General features: G+C 37.6%; 19 protein-coding genes and 1 tRNA gene. 5 read left to right on the top strand and 15 right to left on the bottom strand.

Translation table 11 applies throughout. From position 1 onward, the window contains the following. Positions 1-521 precede the first annotated feature (521 nt). The 4 genes from ACNSTQ_RS07755 to ACNSTQ_RS07770 are packed head-to-tail and all read right to left on the bottom strand — an operon-like array spanning position 522 to position 4,227. Positions 522-1,715, bottom strand: coding sequence for an ABC transporter permease (locus tag ACNSTQ_RS07755; RefSeq protein ID WP_418199283.1), 1,194 nt, complete (start codon positions 1,713-1,715; stop codon positions 522-524). Then, entirely contained in the window at positions 1,712-2,407 is a 696-nt protein-coding gene (locus ACNSTQ_RS07760) for an ABC transporter ATP-binding protein (RefSeq protein WP_418199284.1), read from the bottom strand. Before ACNSTQ_RS07760 ends, ACNSTQ_RS07755 begins: the two co-directional genes overlap by 4 nt. Further along, positions 2,400-3,530: an efflux RND transporter periplasmic adaptor subunit gene (locus ACNSTQ_RS07765; RefSeq protein ID WP_418199285.1), complete on the bottom strand. Its 1,131-nt coding sequence runs from the start codon at positions 3,528-3,530 to the stop codon at positions 2,400-2,402. Before ACNSTQ_RS07765 ends, ACNSTQ_RS07760 begins: the two co-directional genes overlap by 8 nt. A 25-nt stretch (positions 3,531-3,555) precedes the next feature. Next, positions 3,556-4,227, bottom strand: a complete 672-nt coding sequence (locus tag ACNSTQ_RS07770; RefSeq protein WP_418199286.1) for a YIP1 family protein — start codon at positions 4,225-4,227, stop codon at positions 3,556-3,558. Positions 4,228-4,511: 284 nt separating this feature from the next. Between ACNSTQ_RS07770 and ACNSTQ_RS07775 the strand changes: the two genes are divergently transcribed. Further along, positions 4,512-4,670 (top strand): hypothetical protein, encoded by a 159-nt coding sequence (locus ACNSTQ_RS07775; RefSeq protein WP_418199287.1) that lies wholly within the window; start codon positions 4,512-4,514, stop codon positions 4,668-4,670. Positions 4,671-4,818: 148 nt separating this feature from the next. Beyond that, positions 4,819-4,894: transfer RNA gene (locus tag ACNSTQ_RS07780), tRNA-Ala, on the top strand. Positions 4,895-5,134: 240 nt separating this feature from the next. Here ACNSTQ_RS07780 and ACNSTQ_RS07785 read toward each other — a convergent pair. The 7 genes from ACNSTQ_RS07785 to ACNSTQ_RS07815 all read right to left on the bottom strand — a co-directional run bounded on the left by ACNSTQ_RS07785 (position 5,135) and on the right by ACNSTQ_RS07815 (position 12,409). Further along, positions 5,135-7,093 carry a methyl-accepting chemotaxis protein gene (locus ACNSTQ_RS07785; RefSeq protein WP_418199288.1) on the bottom strand — a complete coding sequence of 653 codons (1,959 nt, stop codon included), beginning with the start codon at positions 7,091-7,093 and terminating at the stop codon, positions 5,135-5,137. A 448-nt stretch (positions 7,094-7,541) separates the two neighbouring features. Continuing rightward, positions 7,542-8,120 (bottom strand): O-methyltransferase, encoded by a 579-nt coding sequence (locus ACNSTQ_RS07790; RefSeq protein WP_418199289.1) that lies wholly within the window; start codon positions 8,118-8,120, stop codon positions 7,542-7,544. Positions 8,121-8,197: 77 nt separating this feature from the next. Next, positions 8,198-8,518 (bottom strand): antibiotic biosynthesis monooxygenase, encoded by a 321-nt coding sequence (locus tag ACNSTQ_RS07795; RefSeq protein ID WP_418199290.1) that lies wholly within the window; start codon positions 8,516-8,518, stop codon positions 8,198-8,200. 72 nt (positions 8,519-8,590) lie between these two features. Then, entirely contained in the window at positions 8,591-9,580 is a 990-nt protein-coding gene (locus ACNSTQ_RS07800) for a siderophore ABC transporter substrate-binding protein (RefSeq protein WP_418199291.1), read from the bottom strand. Positions 9,581-9,757: 177 nt separating this feature from the next. Continuing rightward, a complete protein-coding gene (locus ACNSTQ_RS07805) occupies positions 9,758-10,513 on the bottom strand; it encodes an ABC transporter ATP-binding protein (RefSeq protein WP_418199292.1) in 756 nt (251 codons plus the stop codon). Then, the gene (locus tag ACNSTQ_RS07810) at positions 10,507-11,466 is read right to left on the bottom strand and encodes an iron chelate uptake ABC transporter family permease subunit (RefSeq protein WP_418199293.1); all 960 of its coding nucleotides are present in this window, start codon (positions 11,464-11,466) and stop codon (positions 10,507-10,509) included. The genes ACNSTQ_RS07805 and ACNSTQ_RS07810 overlap by 7 nt, the downstream gene beginning before the upstream one ends. Further along, positions 11,459-12,409, bottom strand: a complete 951-nt coding sequence (locus ACNSTQ_RS07815) for an ABC transporter permease (RefSeq protein ID WP_418199294.1) — start codon at positions 12,407-12,409, stop codon at positions 11,459-11,461. Before ACNSTQ_RS07815 ends, ACNSTQ_RS07810 begins: the two co-directional genes overlap by 8 nt. A gap of 794 nt (positions 12,410-13,203) precedes the next feature. On the opposite strand from ACNSTQ_RS07815, the gene ACNSTQ_RS07820 reads away from it, so the two are divergent. Next, the gene (locus tag ACNSTQ_RS07820; RefSeq protein ID WP_418199295.1) at positions 13,204-14,427 is read left to right on the top strand and encodes an NAD(P)/FAD-dependent oxidoreductase; all 1,224 of its coding nucleotides are present in this window, start codon (positions 13,204-13,206) and stop codon (positions 14,425-14,427) included. A gap of 74 nt (positions 14,428-14,501) precedes the next feature. On the opposite strand, the gene ACNSTQ_RS07825 is transcribed toward ACNSTQ_RS07820, so the two are convergent. The 4 genes from ACNSTQ_RS07825 to ACNSTQ_RS07840 all read right to left on the bottom strand — a co-directional run bounded on the left by ACNSTQ_RS07825 (position 14,502) and on the right by ACNSTQ_RS07840 (position 17,938). Next, on the bottom strand, positions 14,502-15,650 hold the full coding sequence (locus ACNSTQ_RS07825) for a glycerate kinase (protein WP_418199296.1): 1,149 nt from the start codon (positions 15,648-15,650) through the stop codon (positions 14,502-14,504). 143 nt (positions 15,651-15,793) lie between these two features. Further along, positions 15,794-16,342 carry a hemerythrin domain-containing protein gene (locus ACNSTQ_RS07830; RefSeq protein ID WP_418199297.1) on the bottom strand — a complete coding sequence of 183 codons (549 nt, stop codon included), beginning with the start codon at positions 16,340-16,342 and terminating at the stop codon, positions 15,794-15,796. A 1-nt stretch (position 16,343) separates the two neighbouring features. After that, complete coding sequence (ric, locus tag ACNSTQ_RS07835; RefSeq protein ID WP_418199298.1) at positions 16,344-17,057, bottom strand: iron-sulfur cluster repair di-iron protein; 714 nt, start codon at positions 17,055-17,057, stop codon at positions 16,344-16,346. A 197-nt stretch (positions 17,058-17,254) separates the two neighbouring features. Next, positions 17,255-17,938, bottom strand: a complete 684-nt coding sequence (locus ACNSTQ_RS07840) for a Crp/Fnr family transcriptional regulator (RefSeq protein ID WP_418199313.1) — start codon at positions 17,936-17,938, stop codon at positions 17,255-17,257. A 322-nt stretch (positions 17,939-18,260) separates the two neighbouring features. Here ACNSTQ_RS07840 and ACNSTQ_RS07845 point away from each other — a divergent pair, with 322 nt between their 5' ends. Both ACNSTQ_RS07845 and nosZ read left to right on the top strand, forming a co-directional pair. Next, complete coding sequence (locus ACNSTQ_RS07845; protein ID WP_418199299.1) at positions 18,261-18,695, top strand: c-type cytochrome; 435 nt, start codon at positions 18,261-18,263, stop codon at positions 18,693-18,695. A 16-nt stretch (positions 18,696-18,711) separates the two neighbouring features. Then, on the top strand, positions 18,712-20,580 hold the full coding sequence (gene nosZ, locus ACNSTQ_RS07850; RefSeq protein WP_418199300.1) for a Sec-dependent nitrous-oxide reductase: 1,869 nt from the start codon (positions 18,712-18,714) through the stop codon (positions 20,578-20,580). Positions 20,581-20,602: the final 22 nt, after the last annotated feature.

Consider the following 20,602-nt stretch of genomic DNA (forward strand, 5'->3'; position numbering starts at 1 on the left):
GCCGCTTTCCTATAGCTTTACGTAAGAGGTTTTTATTTTGAGGGGGTTTGAAAAATATTTTTAAATACCAATTTTTATTAAAAAGGTTTGTGATACAAAGGTTGATATAGCGCGTATTATTGAAGAGTCTTAAAGGATACTTGGGGAAGTGGGCAATAAGAACTGCGTGTATCGAGAATTTCTTTACATTTTGACCGCCAATATAACTCACTACAGTTCTTAGCGGACTGACAGGCCCTTATTACCTTAAAATCTATCATTCTCACAGTGTTATAGCACTGTGAGGCCCTTATTTTAAATAATTTTAGGGAAATCGTCTGTTTTTTCATGTAATAAGCGCTTCTGAGTCACCTAAACATTAGAAATTCACTGTTTTGTCACAAATAACGGCTCTAGAGTTCCCTAACAAGATCACAATTAGTCTACTAAACATATTGATAATCCCTGATAATGCTATCGTCATAAAATAAAAAACAGAGGTGCTAATCATAGCAGCACCTCTGTTCTACTTAACTAAAGCATCACTCATAACGCAACGAATCAATTGGATTTAGCTTAGACGCCTTATTAGCTGGTAGCATGCCAAATAGGACACCGATCAGCATGGAAAACAGGACTCCTCCTAAGATGACTGGCCAAGAAACTAGCGATGGCCATCCGGCAATAAGTGAAATGATGGTTGCGATTCCTGCACCGAGTAAGATCCCGATTATGCCCCCAATTAAAGTTAAAATAATCGACTCGATGATAAACTGAAACAGAATTTGTCTTCGAGTTGCTCCTAACGCTTTTCGGATCCCAATTTCTCTCGTGCGTTCGGTAACGGATACTAACATAATATTCATGACTCCGATGCCACCGACTAAAAGGGAAATTCCTGCAATGCCTCCAATAATCATCGTCATGACTCGAGTAATTTGACCAATGGCATCTGCTATTTCTTCCATATTTAAAACTTCATAAGAATCTTCTGTGTTATTTGCTTGATTGAGCATGGTTACTGCTTTTTCACCAGCTACTTGTAATTCTTCTAAACTATTAGCTTGTAACGTGACTTGGCTAAAACTCGTTTTCATATAGATCGAACGCCACGTTTGCCAAGGAAGATACACATCCATAGAACCGAAAGCAAAAAATCCCGTCGGCGTTTCGAGAACACCAATAATCTCAACCGGTTGATTGCCAATTCGAATGATTTCACCTAATGCGGATTGATCTTCAAACAGCTCTTCTTGTAGTGTTGCTGAAATCAGTGCTGTTCTTTTTCCACCTATGAAATCACCTTGTGAGAAGGATATGCCTTCTGCAACATTTAATGTGTGGACTTGTAAATACGCATCATTAATTCCAAACACAGCAGCATCTACGGTTTCCGACTGATGTCTAATCGAACTGTATTCTGAACTAGAAGCAACTACACGCTTAACTTCTGGAATACTTTCTAAGCTGCGGATATCATCTAAAGAAAAAGCAGTATCAAAGCCAATATTCGGATTAGACCTTATCTCCTCATCGGAAGGATAATAATAAATTTCAAGCGTATTGTCTGCTCCGGCAATTTGTGACTTGATCATCGCTTCCCCGCCCTGGCCAATGGCTACAACAATAATGACAGCGGCTACACCGATAATAACACCTAACATCGTCAGAAGAGACCGCAACTTATGAGCACGTATGGACTGTAATGCCATCTTTACATTTTCCATTATACTCATAACGTTTTTAAACCTTCCCTATTTAATGATTCATCTATGATTTCACCGTCTCGAACAACAATTGTCTTATCCGTATATTCTGCAATTTCAGGTTCATGCGTGACAATTAGAATCGTCGTCCCCTCGGCATTTAATTCTGTAAGCAATTCCATAATAGAACCGCTCGTTTTTGTATCCAATGCTCCTGTCGGCTCATCGGCAAGCACCATGTTCGGGTGATTAACCAATGCTCTTGCAATGGCTACTCTTTGCTTCTGTCCACCAGATAGTGAATTCGGCAAATGTTCTACCCGATCCGCTAAACCGACCTTTTCTAGTGCAAGTATCGCCCGCTCTTTTCTTTCCTTTTTGTTAACTCCAGCATACACCATTGGCAGTTCTACATTTCTTAAAGCCGTTAACCTTGGCAATAATTGAAACTGTTGAAAGACAAATCCAATCGATTTATTTCTTAACTTGGACAGCTCAGCATCATTATAATGGGTAATATCCATTCCATTGAGTTCATATGTTCCACTTGTTGGTTGGTCTAAGCAGCCGATAATATTCATTAACGTTGACTTTCCAGAACCAGAAGGACCCATGATCGCGATAAATTCCCCAGTGCTAACATCTAGATTTATGTTTCGAAGAACATTAACGTCTTGAGCTCCCAGTTTATACGTTTTAGAAAGTGAGCGTAGCTTAATCATGGATACTCACTTCCATTCCATCATATAAGCGTGAGGTTGGTTCCTTAATGACACGGTCTTCTCTACCCATACCGCTTATCACTTCAATATTTTCACCACTTACAATTCCTAACTCTACCTCTTTCTTTTCCACAAACCCATCATTCTCAATAAACACGTAACTCTGTCCGTCCTCTTGCCAGATCGAAGACAATGGAATAGTCAACGCTTCCTTTTCTTCTATTACAATTTGAAGGATTAATTGTAAGCCTGGTCTTAATGAAGCCGTGTTTCCTTCAGTCAGTACGACAGAAATCGGATATTGAACTGCGGTCGCATTCAGATCCAAGCCTTCGACAGTCTTTGGAAAATAAGCAACAGTATCAACTAAACCCTTCCATTCTTCATCTAGAATGGCATCGGATCGAATGTGAACCTCTTGCCCTTCGTTCACAAGGAGAGAATCGTATTCGGATAGTGCGCCTCTCACAACAAGATTTCCTTTATTTGCCAGATGCAAAATTGGTGAGTTTGTTTCGTTTAAATCGTTCCCAGAGAATTCGTTGACTTGAATAACGGAACCTTCAATCTCACTTTTCACTATTAGCTTCTCTTCTTGGTGAGTCATTCCTTGGCGTTGTAATTGAATTTGCCTCAACTCAATATTTGCCATTTTTAGTTCCATATCTACTTGTTGTTCTTCGGCTTCAACCATCTTTCGTGCCTCATCTTTTCCTACTTCTTTTTCAAGATCATTTTTCTTTTTACGAAGTGCTTCCTGTTGCTTTTTGATGTGGTTAATTCGTAAGTTGGCAGACTCCACCGATAAGGCCATTTGTTCTTTTTCAAGATCCATTTGACTATTCGTATATTGAACTAACTCAGTGCCGACTTCAACATCTTGCCCTTCCTCTACTAAAATTTCAAATTCTTCACCGTTTTTAATAGAATGATAAACCACCTGTTCATCTAGTAATTCTAACGTTCCTGGTATTAATACTTCCGACGCTATTGTTTCTTGTTTTGGTTGAATAACTACCACTTCTACATTTGAGTCTTCCTTGGCTTTTAAAACGCCAATTGAACTGAGACCAAGTATTGCGACGACGACACAAATAATGACCGATATCTTTTTTTTATTCATTTGTTTCTCCTTCATTAACAACCGTTTATACCCCAATAAGACTAATGAAAATACCAATCACGCTATAGATAATGACTGTTGCCCAAGCTAAACCGGCATTGAATTCTGCTACTTTTCTTAAACCAAGGACTGTTACAATTAGTTGCCAAATCGTAAAGACTTCAATGGAAGCAAGTATTATTGCTAATTTTCCTTCGGCTTGCATTAAAACAGCTAAACTCGTAAACGGAGTATTCGGGTTCGCTCCAAAAACTGTAGTCATAATGCCATTAAATAAAAAACCCAGACCCCCAATTACTGAAACGAATAAACTTAGAGAATATAGCTTTTTAAACGTGACATTTGCCTTTCCTGCGGCTTTGGCAATAATTAAAAAAACCACGGCAAAGATTAATGCACCAATTAAAGGGATCAATAATCCAGTCACTAAAATCATAATTCGCATAAATCCTTCTATTTCAGCAAAAAATTGTGCTTCTTCAGGACCTAACTCTTGTAAAATCCAAATACTGTCCATTCCAAATGCAGTGATAGCGGCTCCAATCGTATAAAGAAGGGTAACTAATAAAAGCGGAACGAGAACTTTTGGGTTTCCCTTTACTCGCTCTAACTGTTCACCCGGACTAAAAACCATCCCTATTAATGAGGGCTTCTCAGGCTTAAAATTCTCCTCTGAATTAACATTTACTTCTGACATATAAACACCTCTCCCAATTTGCTTCTAAAGTTTATACAAGAAGAAGAAATCGCTCCTCCTGTACTTCGATATGTAATACGTTTTAATAAAATGAAGGTTTCGTTTTTCCTAGAAAAATTTTCTAATTAATTCACCCTCCTATATATCGAATGTCGCTGAAATGAAAAGGTTGTTTTCGTAATTTCTAGAGAAAAGAGCATTGAAATTAGGCTCAATAACGGAAAAACTGTCAGCCAGTCGTTTTTTCTGTTAAACTAAGCATAGTTAATAAGGAGGATGAAACAATGGTTGAGGCATTTCTTTTCGGTATAGCGATCTTTTTTGGTTGGGTCATCTTCGACTTCGTCAAGCATAAAAAATTTTCTAAGGAGAATATTCTAAGTGCACTCGTTGTAGGGGTTATCGGCGGGGTGGCGTGGTTTATAATCGAGTGGATTTTTTGACAAAATGTACCACCTTTTAAAACCAATATGTTTGAGTAAAGTACATAATAAAAAGGATCCATACTCATTCGTTCTATAAAGCTAAACAATCCTATTGACAGAATCAGTTGAGAATTGTAAATTTAAATAAATTAGTAAATTTTTAAACGGGGCATTAGCTCAGCTGGGAGAGCGCTACGCTGGCAGCGTAGAGGTCAGGGGTTCGAGCCCCCTATGCTCCACCATACATAAACGTTGTTACAACAGGGTTACTTCACTTCGAAGGAATCCTGTTTTTCTGTTGTTTTTGGTCGTGGTCACGATATGGTAACGGTGAAGTATTTGTAAGGAAATTGTGATTCAACTAACAATCATAATGTATAAGCATCATGGCTGCTTTTAAACGTGTAAACTTTCGCTCAGATGTTTCCATAAGAAAAAGTATTGTTTCAATACAGCGAAACAATACTTTTTTACTTTACTACTTATGCTTTATATTTTCGAAATTCGTCCTGAAGCTCATCGGCTAAATTTGATAAGGAATTAGCGGATGATGTAATTTCCTCCATTGAAGCCAATTGTTCTTCAGAAGCTGCTGAAATTTTTTCTATACTTGCCATACTACTTTGTGCAATCTTTGAAAACTCATCTACAACTTCTACCGTACGTAAAGAGTCCTGAGAAATTGAATTAGACAAAATAGAAACCTCTTTAACTTGCTTAGCTACTTTATGTGCTGCATCTTGAATCTCCTCGAATAACTGCCCCGCATTATTGACGCTTAGGATTCCTTCCTTCACCTCACCTGTCGTCTTCTCATTAGCTTTTATCGCCTCATCCGTCTTACTTTGAATCGTTCGAATAAGACTTGTAATTTGTTTCGCATTAGTAGCTGACAGTTCAGCTAATTTGCGAACTTCTGAAGCCACGACAGAAAATCCTTTTCCATGTTCCCCTGCACGGGCTGATTCAATAGCAGCATTGAGTGCAAGCAAATTTGTCTGTTCTGATATATTCGTAATAACACTAATGATTTGCCCGATTTCTTGAGAATATTGACCTAATTCAGATATCGAGTCTCCTAATCCTTGAACAGATTCACTGATATCACCCATTTTCTTAACTGCAGTTAGGATTGATTGCTCTCCTTCAGATGATTTCTCCGAAGCAAAATTTGCCTGAGTAGAAGAGGACTCTGCATGCTCAACTACATTACATATTCTTTCATTCATATTCTTCATAGTATCTGAAAGTTCATCCACCATTTTTACCTGTTCATCTAAACCTTGAGAAATATCCTCCATCGAATTAGAAACAGATTCCGTTCCTAGTGTTGTCTGTTCAGCGCTCGCTGTTAGTTGTTGTGCTGAACTAGATAGATGATTTGATGAATCACCAACAGAGTTGAGAATAGAACTAAAAGAATCTAACATTCTATTAAAACTAGAACCAACGATACCAATTTCATCTTTAGAACGAATATCTGCACGTACAGATAAATTCCCATTACTTACTTTTTCAGATATCTCTTTTAAGTGGTCTAACGGTCTTGTAATTGATTTAATAACAAAGTATGCAAGTGCTACCCCTACAATAATAGCAGCAATAATGACAATCAAAGTAATATTAAAGATAGGAGCTGCACTACGTTCAATTTCTTCTTCACTTATTGTACTTCCAATTGTCCACCCTGTTAGTTCATTTGTGACAAAGTTACTTCTCATAATTTGACCATGAAGGTTTACATAATCAAATTGACCACGATCACTAGCTAGAATATTTACGCCCCAGTCCGCTTCCAACGGTTCACCAATTTCAAGTTCTGGGTGTACTACAGGCACGTTGTTTTCATCAAGAATAAAGACGAAACCTTCTTCACCTATAGTAATGGTTGATATAATATCTTGAAAATCAGTTAAATCCATTTGTAATCCAATAACTCCTGATAAATCACTAGTTGCCTTCGAAAAAGTGACAACCATCCGTCCTGTTGAAATGGCTATGTATGGTTCGGTAATGCTCACAGCACTTGTATCAGCCATCGCACCTTCATACCATGGTCGAGTTCGAGGATCAAAGCCTTCTGACTCTGGTCCAGGATTTGGCTGACGAATCATCTCTCCTTCAAACGTACCTAAGTAAGCAAAGTCAAGTTCAGGATGATTTACTACATAATCATCTAATATTTGTCGTACTTTATGACTTTCCCAACCATCATATAGTTCTTGACTAATTAATTTTGATAAAAAATCAACTTCTGCCATTTTACTTGAAACCATTTCATCAACTTTTTGATTAACTATATTAGTATTTTCCATTGCTCCATCCATCATTTGATTCTCTAATGAACTTTTGGCAGATTGATAGGATATTGTTCCTATAACTAGTGATGGAATAATTAGGAGTAACAAAAAAGTAAATAGTAGTTTGTTTTTTAAATTCATTGCGTTCTCCTCCCCTAAACATCAACACAATTACTAATTTCCAGTAATCACATTTCTATATAGGACTATTTTATCTATGAGAACTCAAATAATATGTGATGAATCTCACACTTCACAACTTTGTCGAGTTTTCTACTACTTTAGTCATAGTGATACTAACTTATTCACCCTAAAAAACATCCTTTAAAAAAGTCTTTCAAATTCACAAAAAATTGAACAGTCACTAAATAGTGACTGTCCAATTTTTTAACTTTTTATAAATAATATCGAAATGATAAAGTCTATAAGAGCTGAACATTTCTAACGCTTTTGCAAGAACATAAATATCGTTTTTACCAGAATGTAAAAGTGAACTCACAGCTGAAAATTAGAGTGTTTTTCCTTAAAGTTATCCCTTCACTCTAGAAAGGGTCAACCCATCACCGATTGGAATCAGAAGTGATTCCAATCAAGGATGATTGGCCACGACTTCATTAAATTTCTTCATTGAGTCGGTATATTTTCTACGTTTAAGAGTCTCGTCTGCCACACTGCCGCCTGCAAGTACGTTGTCCGTTACAATTAAAGCATGGGGTGCAGCTAGTTTTTTGCAGTATTCGAGGTAATTTTCATAGTTTTCTTTATCTGCGTCGATAAAGAAAAAATCATACTTCTTCTGTTCGTTCACTAGCGTTTCTAAGCTCGTTAATGCTTCCCCGATTATATATGTAACCTTCTTGCCTAGGCCAGCCTTTGTTAAATTCGCGTGTGCAAGTTTTCCATATTCTTCTTCAAGCTCAAGTGATGTTAAACGCCCTTGGTCATCTAAGCCTCTTGCCAAACAAGTTCCACTATAGCCACCTAGTGCACCGATTTCAAGGATCTCCTTTGCACCTGAAATAGCTACTAGCATGGTCAGGAGCTTTCCGGCATTCGGCGAAACCGATATCGATGGCATTCCTCGTTCCATAATGGATGCTTTAATTTCTTCTAAAAAAGCTTCATTCGTATGAAACGTTGACTCAATATACTGCTCCACTTTCTCCATTCTGATTCACTCATTTCTTTTCGCGTTTTCATTTTGCAATAACTATATAGATGCTACTATGAGTTACTTCAGTCTATTTAAGCTTCTTGTTTCTTAACTGCCTTTACCTCATACATATTCACATTTATATCAAGGATATATTCGGGCTTGGTTTTTCCTTTGTTGTTCTTATGGCCTTGGATATGGACGTCACTTTTCTCCCAATTCTTCCATGCTTCTAATGATTCCCAACGGACCATGAAGATGACCTCTTCTTGGTCTTTCTTTTTTCGATTAACCATGACCGTTCGATCAATCAGTCCGTCCATTGTGTCGATTGGACTATCTTGTGAAAAACGCTCTACCACTTGGTCGCTATAGCCCGGTTGAACGGTAATTGTTCTTGTTTGAATAACCATATTAAAATTCCTCCCTCTATTCTTCGGAGAAAAGACCTGTTTTATCAGGTGAAAAAACAGGGCTTTCTCTCATTATTGAATTGCTGCTTCGATCGCCTTGACCATTTCAGAAACAGAAACTAACCCGCCTCCAGAAAGGTACCAATAGTTTGGATCAAGATATATGATGTTTCCATTTTGATAAGCTTTTGTTTCTTGAACTAACTCATTTTCAATCGTATCTTGAGCAGCCGCTTCACCTGCTACAACTGCGTTACGATCGACTACAAATAACAAGTCAGGATCTTTCTCCACAAGGTATTCAAACGATACGTTCATACCATGAGTTGAAACTTCTATACCTTCATCTACAGCTTCTACACCAAGCACATCATGGATAATACCAAAACGTGAACCTGGTCCGTATGCACTAATATTTCCTTCGTTCGCTAAAATAATTAAAGCTTTTCCTGCGTCAGCAGCTTTTTCGTTAATACCTGCAATTGCTTCGTTAATTACTGATAATTCAGCAGCAACTGCTTCTTCCTTAGCAAAAATTTGTCCAAGCACTTCCATGTTATGAGTGAAAGACTCCATATAATTTGTATTATCTACTCCCATAAAAATCGTTGGCCCAAGCTTTGATAATTCATCATATAAATCAAGTTGTCTTCCAGAAATGATGATCAGATCTGGATTAATTTCAGCAATTTTTTCAAAATCCGGCTCTTTTAATGAACCGATATTCTCGTATTTTGCATCTTCATATTTTGCTAAGTATGGAGGAACATTAGCTTGTGGTAATGCAGTAACCTCTACGCCTAATTTATCAAGTGAATCTAGTACTCCAAAGTCAAATACGACAACTTTCTCAGGATTAACAGATACTGTAACCTCACCTAATTGATGTTCAAAAGTAAGCTCAGTTGGCTCCGCTGTTACTTCTGTTGCTTCTGTTTCTGTTACTTCTGTCTCTTCAGCTGGTTCAGTTGACTCATTTCCTCCTGTTTGCTGTCCACCGCAAGCAGCTAAAACAAACATTAGTACAAGTGCTAAGAATAGTAATAGTGCATTCTTTTTCATCGATCATTTCTCCTTAGTTTTAATATATATTGTAATGTTATTTTGATACTTCTTTGATAAAATAGTTGATCAGGCTATTTTAGGAAACGATCAAAACAACGAATTACCCATGGTTCAGTGTTTATAGATTTGTTTTTAACTCTTCGCTAACTACTAACCACTAATTGCTATCTCTACCTAAAAATACACACAAATGCGATTTTGATTAATGTTCTCGATGTGAATATCCATATCATAAATTTCTTTTAGTGCCTCTGGGTTAATAATCTCAGGTGTAGTACCCTTTCTGACAATTTTCCCATCTTTAAGAGCTACGATATGATCCGAGTAACAGGATGCAAAGTTTATATCATGAATAACAATTACGACTGTTTTCCCGAGCTCATCTACTAATCTGCGTAACACCTGCATGATTTGTACAGAATGCTTCATATCTAAGTTATTCAGTGGCTCATCGAGTAAAACATATTCAGTATCCTGCGCAATAACCATCGCGATAAACGCTCGTTGGCGCTGGCCTCCACTTAGTTGGTCGAGAAACTTATTTTCCATCTCACCAAGCTCCATATATTCGATGGCCTGATCCACATGCTGCCAATCTTCTTTTGTCAGGTTGCCTTTTGAATAAGGAAATCTTCCAAAAGCCACAAGGTCACGTACAGTTAAACGTATATTGAGGTGATTGGATTGCTTAAGTATTGAAATTTTCTTCGCTAGGTCCTCACTTTTGCATTCGCTCAGTTCCTTATCATCAATGCTAATCAGACCACAGTCCTTCGCAATCAACCGGCTAATCATCGATATGAGTGTACTTTTTCCCGCTCCATTCGGTCCGATAAACGAAGTAATTGTTCCTTTTTCAATATCTACGGAAACATCTTCTACGACATTTTTATTTCCATATTTTTTTGAAACGCCTTTTACAACTACCATGATTTATTCCCCCTTAAAAGTAAGTAAATAAAGTACACACCACCAATAAAGTTGATGATTACGCTGATGGGTACAGAGAAAGCAAATACTCGTTCAACTAAAAACTGACCACTGACAAGAGCAACAATACTAATTAACATCGCACCGGTAATAAGGTAAGAGTGCTTATGTGTTTTCAGAAATTCATACGTAACATTGGCGACAAGTAAGCCTAGGAATAAGATTGGACCTACTAATGCGGTTGAAATAGAAACGAGAATGGCCACTAGAATTAGAAGCCTCTTTACCACATGGTCATAATCGACACCTAGATTGACTGCAGTATCTCTACCTAGTGAAAGGACATCTAGATACTTCAAATATCTCCAAAAATAAATCGTCACTAGAATAAATAAGCCGATCGCAATCCCAAAAATATTAGTGTTTACGTTATTAAAGCTAGCAAACATTCGATCTTGAACAATAAGAAATTCATTTGGATCAATTAAGACCTGCATGAACGTTGAGATGCTAGAAAACAATGTTCCAAGTACAATCCCTACGAGGAGTAAGAAATATATATTTCTTACTCCTTCTCGCTTGAACAATATGTAGTAAAATACTCCAGCAAACGCCATCATAATCAAAACAGATAGAAAAAAGTTAACCTGTTTATTCATAACTAGAAAACTAGCAGATCCAAAAACAAAGATTAAAAACGTTTGAATGAGTAAATACAGTGAATCAAACCCTATAATACTTGGGGTTAAAATTCTATTGTTCGTTATCGTTTGGAAAACGACGGTTGAAAACGCAATAGCTGCACCAGTTACAATAATCGCTAAAATTTTAGCTCCACGTCTTGGTAAAATGTATTCTAAGTTACTATTGAAATTTAGGTTATAAAAGATAAATAAAGCCGTAAACACAAGTGATAATATAAAAAGTATGATTAATTTTGTTTTATTACTCATAGGCTTTTCTCCTCATTAGCAAGTAAAGGAAAATCGCACTTCCGATTACCCCAACCGTAGTTCCTATTGGTATTTCATACGGAAAAATTATAACTCGACCTAAAATATCACAGATTAAAACGAATACTGCACCGAGTAATGCCGTATGAGGCAGGTTCTTCTTTAAGTTATCTCCATTGTAGATACTTACTATATTTGGAATAATCAGCCCTAAGAATGGGATCATCCCAACTGTCAAAAGAACGACGGAAGTAACAGCAGCAACAAGGATTAAACCAATATTCACGACCTTCTTATAATTAAGACCGAGATTAACTGAAAACTCTTCCCCCATACCTGCAACTGTAAAACGATTCGCATAGAGGTAAGCAATAATCATGAGCGGAATACTTATGTATAAAATCTCGTAGCGCCCTTTAATAATTAACGAAAAATTTCCTTGCAGCCACGAGGACATATTCTGAATCAAGTCATTTCGATAAGCAAAAAATGTGGTGATCGATCCTATGATGCTACCAAACATTAATCCTACTAAAGGGATAAAAATAACATCCTTATGCTTCACCTTTTCAAGGATCTTCATAAAAATTAAAGTCCCTACAAGAGCAAAAGCAAATGCTACCAGCATTTTCACAAATGCACTAGCAGATGCAAACAGCATCAAAGACACTAGGACCCCTAGTCTAGCAGAATCTAATGTACCTGCCGTCGTTGGGGAAACAAACTTATTTCTCGTAAGTTGCTGCATGATGAGCCCACAAATACTCATACCCACCCCGGCAAGGATGATACTCACTAAGCGCGGAAACCGACTTACCCATAATATTTGTGCTTGTTCCTCCGTTAAGTTGAAAAGATCTAACGGACTAATTCCTTTTACACCGATAAATAACGAAGTGATAGATAATAGAATTAGTGCTAAAAATAAATACCTTAATTTCATTCTCTACCCCTGCTCTCTATGCTGCTCACTAGAAGTAATAATCATTATCAATTAAAGAGTTAAAAAAAGAAAATATGGGGGGTTTTCAGTTTTCGTTATCTAACTGATAATGATTATCTTTAACACTGTTACAGTATATTATCAACTGATAATCATTGTCAATGGCTTTTATTAAATTTATTTGTTTAAACAACTAAATTTAATGGTAATATACCTCTTTATTACTTATTTTTATTTACATCATTAATATAATACTTGTTTAAACTAGTATTTTAGGGAAAATAAAACACCTAGCTGAAACGATTTTTCGTTACTAGGTGTTCGGTTTATGTTCTAAAAAATTGGTATTATGGGATTTCGAACTTTAGCGGACTCACAGGCCGTTATTTCGTCGAAAATCACTAATTTTGCAATTTCGCGGACTGAGAGGACCTTATTCGCGTAAAATCGACTGTATCAACTTCAAAAACTAGCAAATAGCGGCTTCTGAGTCCGCCAAACTCATAGAAATCGCTATTTTACTGCAATAGAGGCCTCTGAGTCCCCTAATTTCCAGGCTTGCTCAATAAAGTAACAGCCTCCCCACTTACTCGTTCCACTCCTTGAAGATGGAGGTTTTCTGGCTGATATTTTTGATAATAATTAGCTCTGTTCTGACAGAACTAATATATTGTAGCAGGCATTTTCTATTCAAGTTGAGTAATGCTACGCATGGATTTGTTAGGCTTGGTAATAATACACGTAGAAAATGAAACCGAGTTTGGGCACATCTAAACATAAAAGGAGTAAGCCGCATGAATTTACAAACGGGTACGTATTATTGGCCGACTACATTAAAAAATCCACCTACCTATCCACCTCTGCAAGAAGATCTTGAATGTGATGTTCTTATTATTGGCGGTGGAAGTTCTGGTGCTCAATGCGCCTACTTGTTAGCAGATTCCGGCTTAAATGTCGTTGTAGTTGAGAAGAATACAATTGGTAGTGGGAGTACTACGACCAATACAGCTATCATTCAATATTCTGGTGAAAGGTTGTTTTCTGATCTAGTCAATAGCTTTGGCAGACCGTATATCTCCAGACATTTACAACTATGTAAACAGGCGATCAATGATATTGAAAAGGCCTCTTCGGTTGGAGATATTGATTTTGAATTTACGAGAAGAGATTCTTTTTACTTTGCTAGCTATAAAGAAGACGTTCAGAAATTACAAAACGAATACAACTTATTAGTCGAGGAAAAGTTTCCAGTCGATTTTCTAGACGCCGACCAAATTGAAGAACGCTATCCCTTTAGAAAAGAAGCCGCTCTTTATTCTTATGACGACGGAGAAATAAATCCATTTGCATTTACTCATAATTTATTTGATTACGCTGCAAAAAAGGGCGTAAAAATATTTGAACATACCGAAGTGAACGGTAAAAAATTCGAACAAACAAAGGCTACGATACGAACGAAAAATTATCATAGCATTCAAGCACGTCATGTCATTGTTGCTTGCGGCTACGAAGGACTGGATATCAAAAAAGAAAAGAAAACTTCTTTTGTCAGTACATATATCGTCACAACAAAACCTGTAGAGGTCGATAATTTCTCGTCCTGGTACAATAAAACCCTTATTTGGGAAACAGCACGACCGTATACCTTTATTCGTACAACAAAGGATAATCGAATTATTATCGGGGGTTTAGATGAAAATACCCCATACGCTGAAGTACGCGATCGTAAATTGATTAGTAAGAGAGATAAGCTTATCATTGAATTTAACAAGCTTTTTCCTGATATAAAAGTAGAGCCAGAATATTATGCCACCGCTTTTTATGGAGGAACGAATGATGGACTTCCTATCATCGGAAAATATGATGAATACCCAAATTGTCACTTCTTGTTTGGCTTTGGTGATAACGGTACAGTCTATAGCATGATTCTTTCTAGGATTATTGTGGATGACATTGTAAAAGGGCATAGTCCTGACCTAGAACTGTATTTACAAACTCGGCCGGTTAAGCCTAGTTAAATGATTCGAAAAAAATGCAGGACGACAAAAAACTGAGTGAACTCACTCAGTTTTTTTATTATTTTATAATAGCGTTAATCTTGCTGTTTTCCGATACTTAATCGATAAACTCTCATAATCTGTTCAACACTTTGTACAACTAACCGTTCTGCTTGAGTCATCGCCTCCTCTACCGAACAAGGTCCTGAAACGATGGGAAAGGCTGCCACAACCCCCAATCGCTCTAACTGAACACTCGTTAGCTCATTACTTCCACAGATTGCGATTACGGGAATGTTATATTGATTAGCCGCTTTACATACTCCTGATATTACCTTGCCAGAAAGGGTCTGTTCGTCTAACTTTCCTTCACCGGTTATGACGAGGCATGCGTCCTCTAGTTGACTCTCAAATTGAACTGCTTCTATCACTGTATCAATGCCCGACATGACCTTTGCTCCTAGAAACGAAATTAAACCCGCCCCCATTCCACCGGCTGCGCCTGCACCTGGAAAAGAGTGAATATCAATATTAAATCGTTCATTGATGACCTTTCCGTATTGATCAAGGCTATCATCCAATATTTCAACCATTTCTGGTGTCGCACCTTTTTGTGGACCAAAGATATGCGAGGCTCCATTCGGACCACATAGAGGGTTCTTAACATCGCTCGCTATGACAAACTCTGCTTCCGTTAGGCGCTGATCTATACTCGATAAGTCTAGTTCATCTAGTTGACGCAGATCACTGACATCACTTTTAATCAATTGGCCATTTTTCATAAAAAGTTTAACACCTAGTGCTTGAAGCATCCCGATACCACCATCGTTTGTAGCGCTTCCCCCTAAGCCGATGATAAATTTCCGATAACCTTGATCTAGTGCATGTAAGATTAATTCACCGGTCCCGAAACTGCTCGCCCTTAAAGGATTTCTTTCATGCTCTGTTAATAAAGGCAGGCCAGATGCTTGAGCCATTTCAATGACCGCTGTTTTTTCATCGCCCAACACTCCGTAAGCAGAAGAAATACTTCTTCCTAATGGGTCGGTTACATTCACACTTATAATGAATCCATTTGTCGCATGAACTAAGTTTTCCATCGTTCCTTCCCCGCCGTCTGCCATCGGAAGTTCAATTAACTCAGCTTCTGGAAAGATCGGGCGGATCCCTGCCCCAATTGCAGAACATAATTTTTTTGCAGAAACGGAACCTTTGAATGAGTCTGGAGCAATTATGATTTTCATTGTCTATACCTCCTTTGGCTCCCTTTAATATTACTTACTTCTTATGTAGCCTATTCAGTATTTTAATTGGCTTTTTAGCCATTTTTGTTAGCAAAACCAAACTTTAATAAAAAGACAGACCCATAGAGTCTGCCTTTATTTTACTATACTATGCTTTTTATTTTTACTTCTAGCTCCTGTTTTTCCTCAGGTGAAAGAAATTGCTCAGCAAGTGGAAAGAGGACATTTTCTTCTTTCATAAAATGCTCTGATAGGATCAAATACGCTTTTGCTGCATGATCAGCTATCGATCTAATGTTAGCAACATCTGTTTCAGCCCCTATTAAAGCAGCTTGTTCTAGGAACTGCCTTAAGTGGCTTTTGGCTTGATCATGCTCATATTCCATCACTGCAATCGGTCCCGTTTCACGTCCGATGTATACTGCAACCATTTCAAAAAGAATTCCTTCCTCCCGCTCTGAATGCGGCTCAAGTTCTGTAACAAATTGAGTGACTTGCTTATAAAGCTTTTGGAAGTTTTCGTGTGTTGCTTCTGTCTCCTTTTCTTCCATGAGTTGAGTAAGTTCGTAAAAATTCTCCATTTGCCTTGTGAGCGGAACATGCTCCTTTTTCAATTGCTCAAGCCCTGGACATAAATGGTCAATCTCTTTAAGCATCATACTACTCATGCAGCCTAATGGTTGTGTTTTCATTTTATTGAACCTCCTTTAACTCATTTAAGACTCTTGGAAACAGAATATTATTTTCAAGATGAATATGTTCGAACAGGTCGCTTTCCAACTGTTCGAGCTTTTGATAAGTTAATTGGTACGTCATGCAAGCCCAATCTGGAGCTGTGTATTCGTTTGTTACTTCTCGAAGTTTTCTAAGGAGGTCTCCTGCTCCTTCGTGGTCACCTTCCATGTCGCCAATTTTAGCTGTTAATTCACGCATTTGTTCTTTAGCTAGTTGTTCTTCAAAAGCCTCAATTAGCGGAAAAACCACATTCTCCTCTTCAATCGTATGCTGTTCAAGGTCTATTTTTAAGCTGTGAAACAATTTATGAACTTGAGCTAGTTCCGGGCAATGATTTCCGTGCACACGGAAAACCTTCGTAGTAAATTGACTCAGCTCAGGAAGGATCAAATTTAAAAATTGATGGTGGGTAGTGATGATATGATGAATTAATTCCTTGTTGGTCATTTCATCCCAAGTCACACTAGGCTTCTCTAAAGATTTAATAAAAGCACTATTTAACTGCTCTAAGATGTCTGGTCCATTTAAGTTTTTCTCTGCAATCACATCACCAATGGGACGGTTACCACCGCAGCAGAAATCAATTTTATATTTTTTTAAAATCGTACTTGTTTCCGGTAAACGTGTAACTATCTCACCTGTTTTCGTTGAAAGATTAAAGACAGTTTCCATATGAATAACCCCCGATTAGGATTTTTTAGTTTGTTCTACGATTTAAGTGTAACGAATCCAACCGGCAGATGAAGTGATATACATCACAAAAACAAAAAAAACTGTCTCAAAAGTCGTTTCCGAGCTTAAGAGACGGTTTTTTGATTGAATATCATTCAGTCTACTTTTAATCGGATCATTATAAACAAAATGAGCCTCTAATCAATTTGAAGTTCTTGCTTTACTAAATCAGTTGAAATAAGTAAGTATCCTTTTGGACCCATTTGTACAATGTTATTCTTCTTAAGCTTCGTTACCGTTCGATTAACTGTTTCTCTTGTAGTACCAATCATGTTCGCCAGTTCTTGGTTGGTAAAATGAATCGTTAATTTTACCAATCCATCATTGTAGTTTTGACCATGCATTTTGGAAAGCCGGAGAAATAACATCAAGATTTGCTCATACGTATTATGGAAAATTTGTTCGTCAAGACGATTTTGTAAGTCGATGATTTTCTCCCCCATGACACGAAATAACTTCATACAAATATCAGGACGCGTAAGTAGTAAACGTTCAAATTCGATAATCGGAATAACGAGTAACGTAGCATCCTCCATCACTTCAGCATGAGCTGGATAATTCCCTGTTCGAAAAAAACCTGCATGAGGAAACATGTCTCCATTTTGTAAGATCGAAACAATTTGTTCTTTCCCACTTACATCTGTTTTATAGATCTTAACTTTCCCCTTATGAATAAAGAAAACTCGGTCTAACGGTTCCCCTTGCATGAACAAAATTTCACGCTCTCTAAACTCTCGAGGAAGAGCAATTTCAATCACTGGATCGAGCTCTTGATCCGATAACTCTTTAAATAATGTGACATTTTTTAATAAAGTTTTCATTTCTTTTTTACTCACTGTCCATTACCCTCTTTGCTTTTTTATTCATTGTATCGAAGAGATGTTTAGTGGGGCGTGAAAAAAATCACTTTTTTATATTGTATAGCTTTTCTTTTAGCCTTCCTTCCTATTTATTATATCCAAGCCAAGATAGTGAATGAAATTCGTGAACGATTTGTGAAGTGTGATATTCATCACAACTCCAAAATTTTACACAATCTATCATAAAATCATTAGAAAGGAATGATCCTAAAATTACCTTGATTGGAAGAATAATAGAATAGGCTCAGTCCTTTCTATAAAAAAGATAGAAAGGAGCCACAAAATGAAAAGCTCAATACTTACTTTTGTCCTTACTTTTGCAATCGCCTTTGGAGGAGGCTATCTAGTTTTTCAACCGGAAAAAGAGGCGGAAATTCAGCATGAACAATCAGAAGAAACGGGCCAAGATCAAATGGATGCTGTTGAGATCGCTGAAGAAATGTCAGCAACTGTTGATTCGCTGGCTGGAGAAACATTAAACAACTTTAGTTGTTTAACTTGTCATGCCGTTTCAGGATTAGGGTTAGATGGTGGAGTTACAGGACCCGACTTGACCAACTCATATCTAAATGTAGAAGGAAAGCACGGGAAACCACTGGATGAATACTTAAAAGAACCTACTTCTGCTGTAATGAGTAGTGTTGTTAGCGGTAATCCAATGTCTGATGAAGAAATTGAAGCCATCGTTGCTATTTTGAAAGAAGCGTCTGAACAATAATTTGGGGGTGATTCGTGTGAAAAAGATTATATTTCCTGGGGTTGCTGGTTTAGTATCTGGAGTTTTAGCTGCAACTGTATTTTTTGCCGACTTTAATACAACAACTCCAACAACATCAGCGAGTGTCAAAAGTAAAGCTGAACAAGTATATGTACCTCATGGAGAATTAGATGATTATTACTTATTCAATTCCGGCGGACACTCCGGACAGCTATTCATTTATGGTGTTCCATCTATGCGCCATATTCGGACAGTCCCTGTCTTTACACCAGATCCTGCGACAGGATATGGTTTTGATGACTATACACGTGAAATGCTAGGCGACTATACGTGGGGCGATCTCCATCACCCTGCCTTTTCCGAGACAGATGGTGATTATGACGGAAAGTTTCTTTTTGCTACCGACGTAGCAAATAACCGTGTAGCTGCCCTTGACTTAGCTGATTTCCATACGGTCGATATGTTAAAAGTACCAAATAGCGGTGGACCACATTGTGCAGCATTCGTTACAGAAAACACTGAATACTTATTCTTACCAACACGCTTTGCTGTTCCGATGGGGAATGAATTTGCTTCACTTGATGAATACAGTGAGACGTATCGTGGCGTCATGTCTGCTGTGACTTTCGATGAAGAAGAACAAAAGTTAGATATTGCTTATCAAGTCTCCCTCCCCCCTTGGTCTTATGATAAGGCAAGAGCAGGTAAAGGACTTTCTGGTAAATGGGCCGTTATTACAACGTATAACACCGAAGAAGCAACAACAAATTTAGAAATTAACGCTTCTCAAGCGGACCGTGATTACATCGTCTTATTTAACTGGGAAGAGTTAGAACAAAAGATTGAGAATGGTGAATACGAGGAATTTGACGGACAAAAAATGATTTATCCAGAAAAACATAAAGGTGGCATTTATCTAGTCCCTGTTGCCAAATCTCCTCATGGTGTCGACGTTAGTCCAGATGGAAAGTACTTTGTCGCTTCTGGTAAACTAGCACCTGCAATGACCGTATTTTCATTTGAAAAAGCCTTTGAAGCTATTGCCAATGAAGATTTCTCTAGTGAAAGAAATGGTATTCCTGTCTTAAATTATGAGTCTGTTATGGAACGTGAAGTTGACCCTCCAGGAGCACTTGGACCACTTCACACTCAATTTGATGATAAAGGATATGCTTATACTACCATGTTTATTTCTTCTGAAGTCGTAAAATGGGACTATGAAACAGGAGAAGTCGTAGATCGACACGATGTCTATTATTCACCAGGTCACTTAGTAACGGCTCACGGTGATACAGCTAAACCACGTGGTGATTACTTAGTTTCCTTAAACAAAATTGCAAAAGACAACTATTTATCGGTTGGACCTTCGCATCCAGAATCAATGGATTTATTCAATATTAATGGGGAGAAGATGGTTCACTTATCATCTACACCTGTTAACCCTGAACCACACTATGGGCAAATGATTCATCGCGATGTGATCAACACCTTCCATGTATACCAGCAAGATGAAAACAATCCATATGCTGTATATGACCAAAAGAATACTCGTATTGAGCGAGATGGAGATCACGTTTCTGTTTACGGTATTTCAATGCGTTCGAAATTTATCTTTGATGCAGCTGCAGACCGTCCTGATGTCATCGAGGTAAACGAAGGTGATACAGTCACCCTTCATATTACAAACACGGACTTTGATCAAGATATCGTTCACGGACTTGGTATTATGGACTATAACTTGAACTTTGAACAAATGCCTGGCCAAACGAAATCACTCACATTTGTCGCCGATAAACCAGGCGTATTCCCGATTTATTGCACAAACTTCTGTTCAGCACTACACCAAGAAATGACTGGATACCTACTAGTCAAACCAAAGGAATAACAGGCGAAAGGGTATTGTAGCA

The sequence above is a fragment of the Alkalihalobacterium sp. APHAB7 genome (genome assembly GCF_048323755.1).
Classification (GTDB): Bacteria; Bacillota; Bacilli; order Bacillales; family Bacillaceae_F; genus Alkalihalobacterium.

What these genes read in the sequence shown, in the direction of transcription:
- ric (WP_418199298.1), bottom strand. Translation starts at nt 17,057, where the DNA reads ATGGAAACTGTCTTTAATCTTTCAACGAAAACAGGTGAGATAGTTACA.
- ACNSTQ_RS07795 (WP_418199290.1), bottom strand. Translation starts at nt 8,518, where the DNA reads ATGGTTATTCAAACAAGAACAATTACCGTTCAACCGGGCTATAGCGAC.
- ACNSTQ_RS07775 (WP_418199287.1), top strand. Translation starts at nt 4,512, where the DNA reads ATGGTTGAGGCATTTCTTTTCGGTATAGCGATCTTTTTTGGTTGGGTC.
- ACNSTQ_RS07800 (WP_418199291.1), bottom strand. Translation starts at nt 9,580, where the DNA reads ATGAAAAAGAATGCACTATTACTATTCTTAGCACTTGTACTAATGTTT.
- ACNSTQ_RS07840 (WP_418199313.1), bottom strand. Translation starts at nt 17,938, where the DNA reads ATGAAAACTTTATTAAAAAATGTCACATTATTTAAAGAGTTATCGGAT.
- ACNSTQ_RS07805 (WP_418199292.1), bottom strand. Translation starts at nt 10,513, where the DNA reads ATGGTAGTTGTAAAAGGCGTTTCAAAAAAATATGGAAATAAAAATGTC.
- ACNSTQ_RS07830 (WP_418199297.1), bottom strand. Translation starts at nt 16,342, where the DNA reads ATGAAAACACAACCATTAGGCTGCATGAGTAGTATGATGCTTAAAGAG.
- ACNSTQ_RS07820 (WP_418199295.1), top strand. Translation starts at nt 13,204, where the DNA reads ATGAATTTACAAACGGGTACGTATTATTGGCCGACTACATTAAAAAAT.
- ACNSTQ_RS07760 (WP_418199284.1), bottom strand. Translation starts at nt 2,407, where the DNA reads ATGATTAAGCTACGCTCACTTTCTAAAACGTATAAACTGGGAGCTCAA.
- ACNSTQ_RS07815 (WP_418199294.1), bottom strand. Translation starts at nt 12,409, where the DNA reads ATGAAATTAAGGTATTTATTTTTAGCACTAATTCTATTATCTATCACT.
- ACNSTQ_RS07790 (WP_418199289.1), bottom strand. Translation starts at nt 8,120, where the DNA reads ATGGAGAAAGTGGAGCAGTATATTGAGTCAACGTTTCATACGAATGAA.
- ACNSTQ_RS07765 (WP_418199285.1), bottom strand. Translation starts at nt 3,530, where the DNA reads ATGAATAAAAAAAAGATATCGGTCATTATTTGTGTCGTCGTCGCAATA.
- ACNSTQ_RS07755 (WP_418199283.1), bottom strand. Translation starts at nt 1,715, where the DNA reads ATGAGTATAATGGAAAATGTAAAGATGGCATTACAGTCCATACGTGCT.
- ACNSTQ_RS07770 (WP_418199286.1), bottom strand. Translation starts at nt 4,227, where the DNA reads ATGTCAGAAGTAAATGTTAATTCAGAGGAGAATTTTAAGCCTGAGAAG.
- ACNSTQ_RS07810 (WP_418199293.1), bottom strand. Translation starts at nt 11,466, where the DNA reads ATGAGTAATAAAACAAAATTAATCATACTTTTTATATTATCACTTGTG.
- ACNSTQ_RS07825 (WP_418199296.1), bottom strand. Translation starts at nt 15,650, where the DNA reads ATGAAAATCATAATTGCTCCAGACTCATTCAAAGGTTCCGTTTCTGCA.
- ACNSTQ_RS07845 (WP_418199299.1), top strand. Translation starts at nt 18,261, where the DNA reads ATGAAAAGCTCAATACTTACTTTTGTCCTTACTTTTGCAATCGCCTTT.
- ACNSTQ_RS07785 (WP_418199288.1), bottom strand. Translation starts at nt 7,093, where the DNA reads ATGAATTTAAAAAACAAACTACTATTTACTTTTTTGTTACTCCTAATT.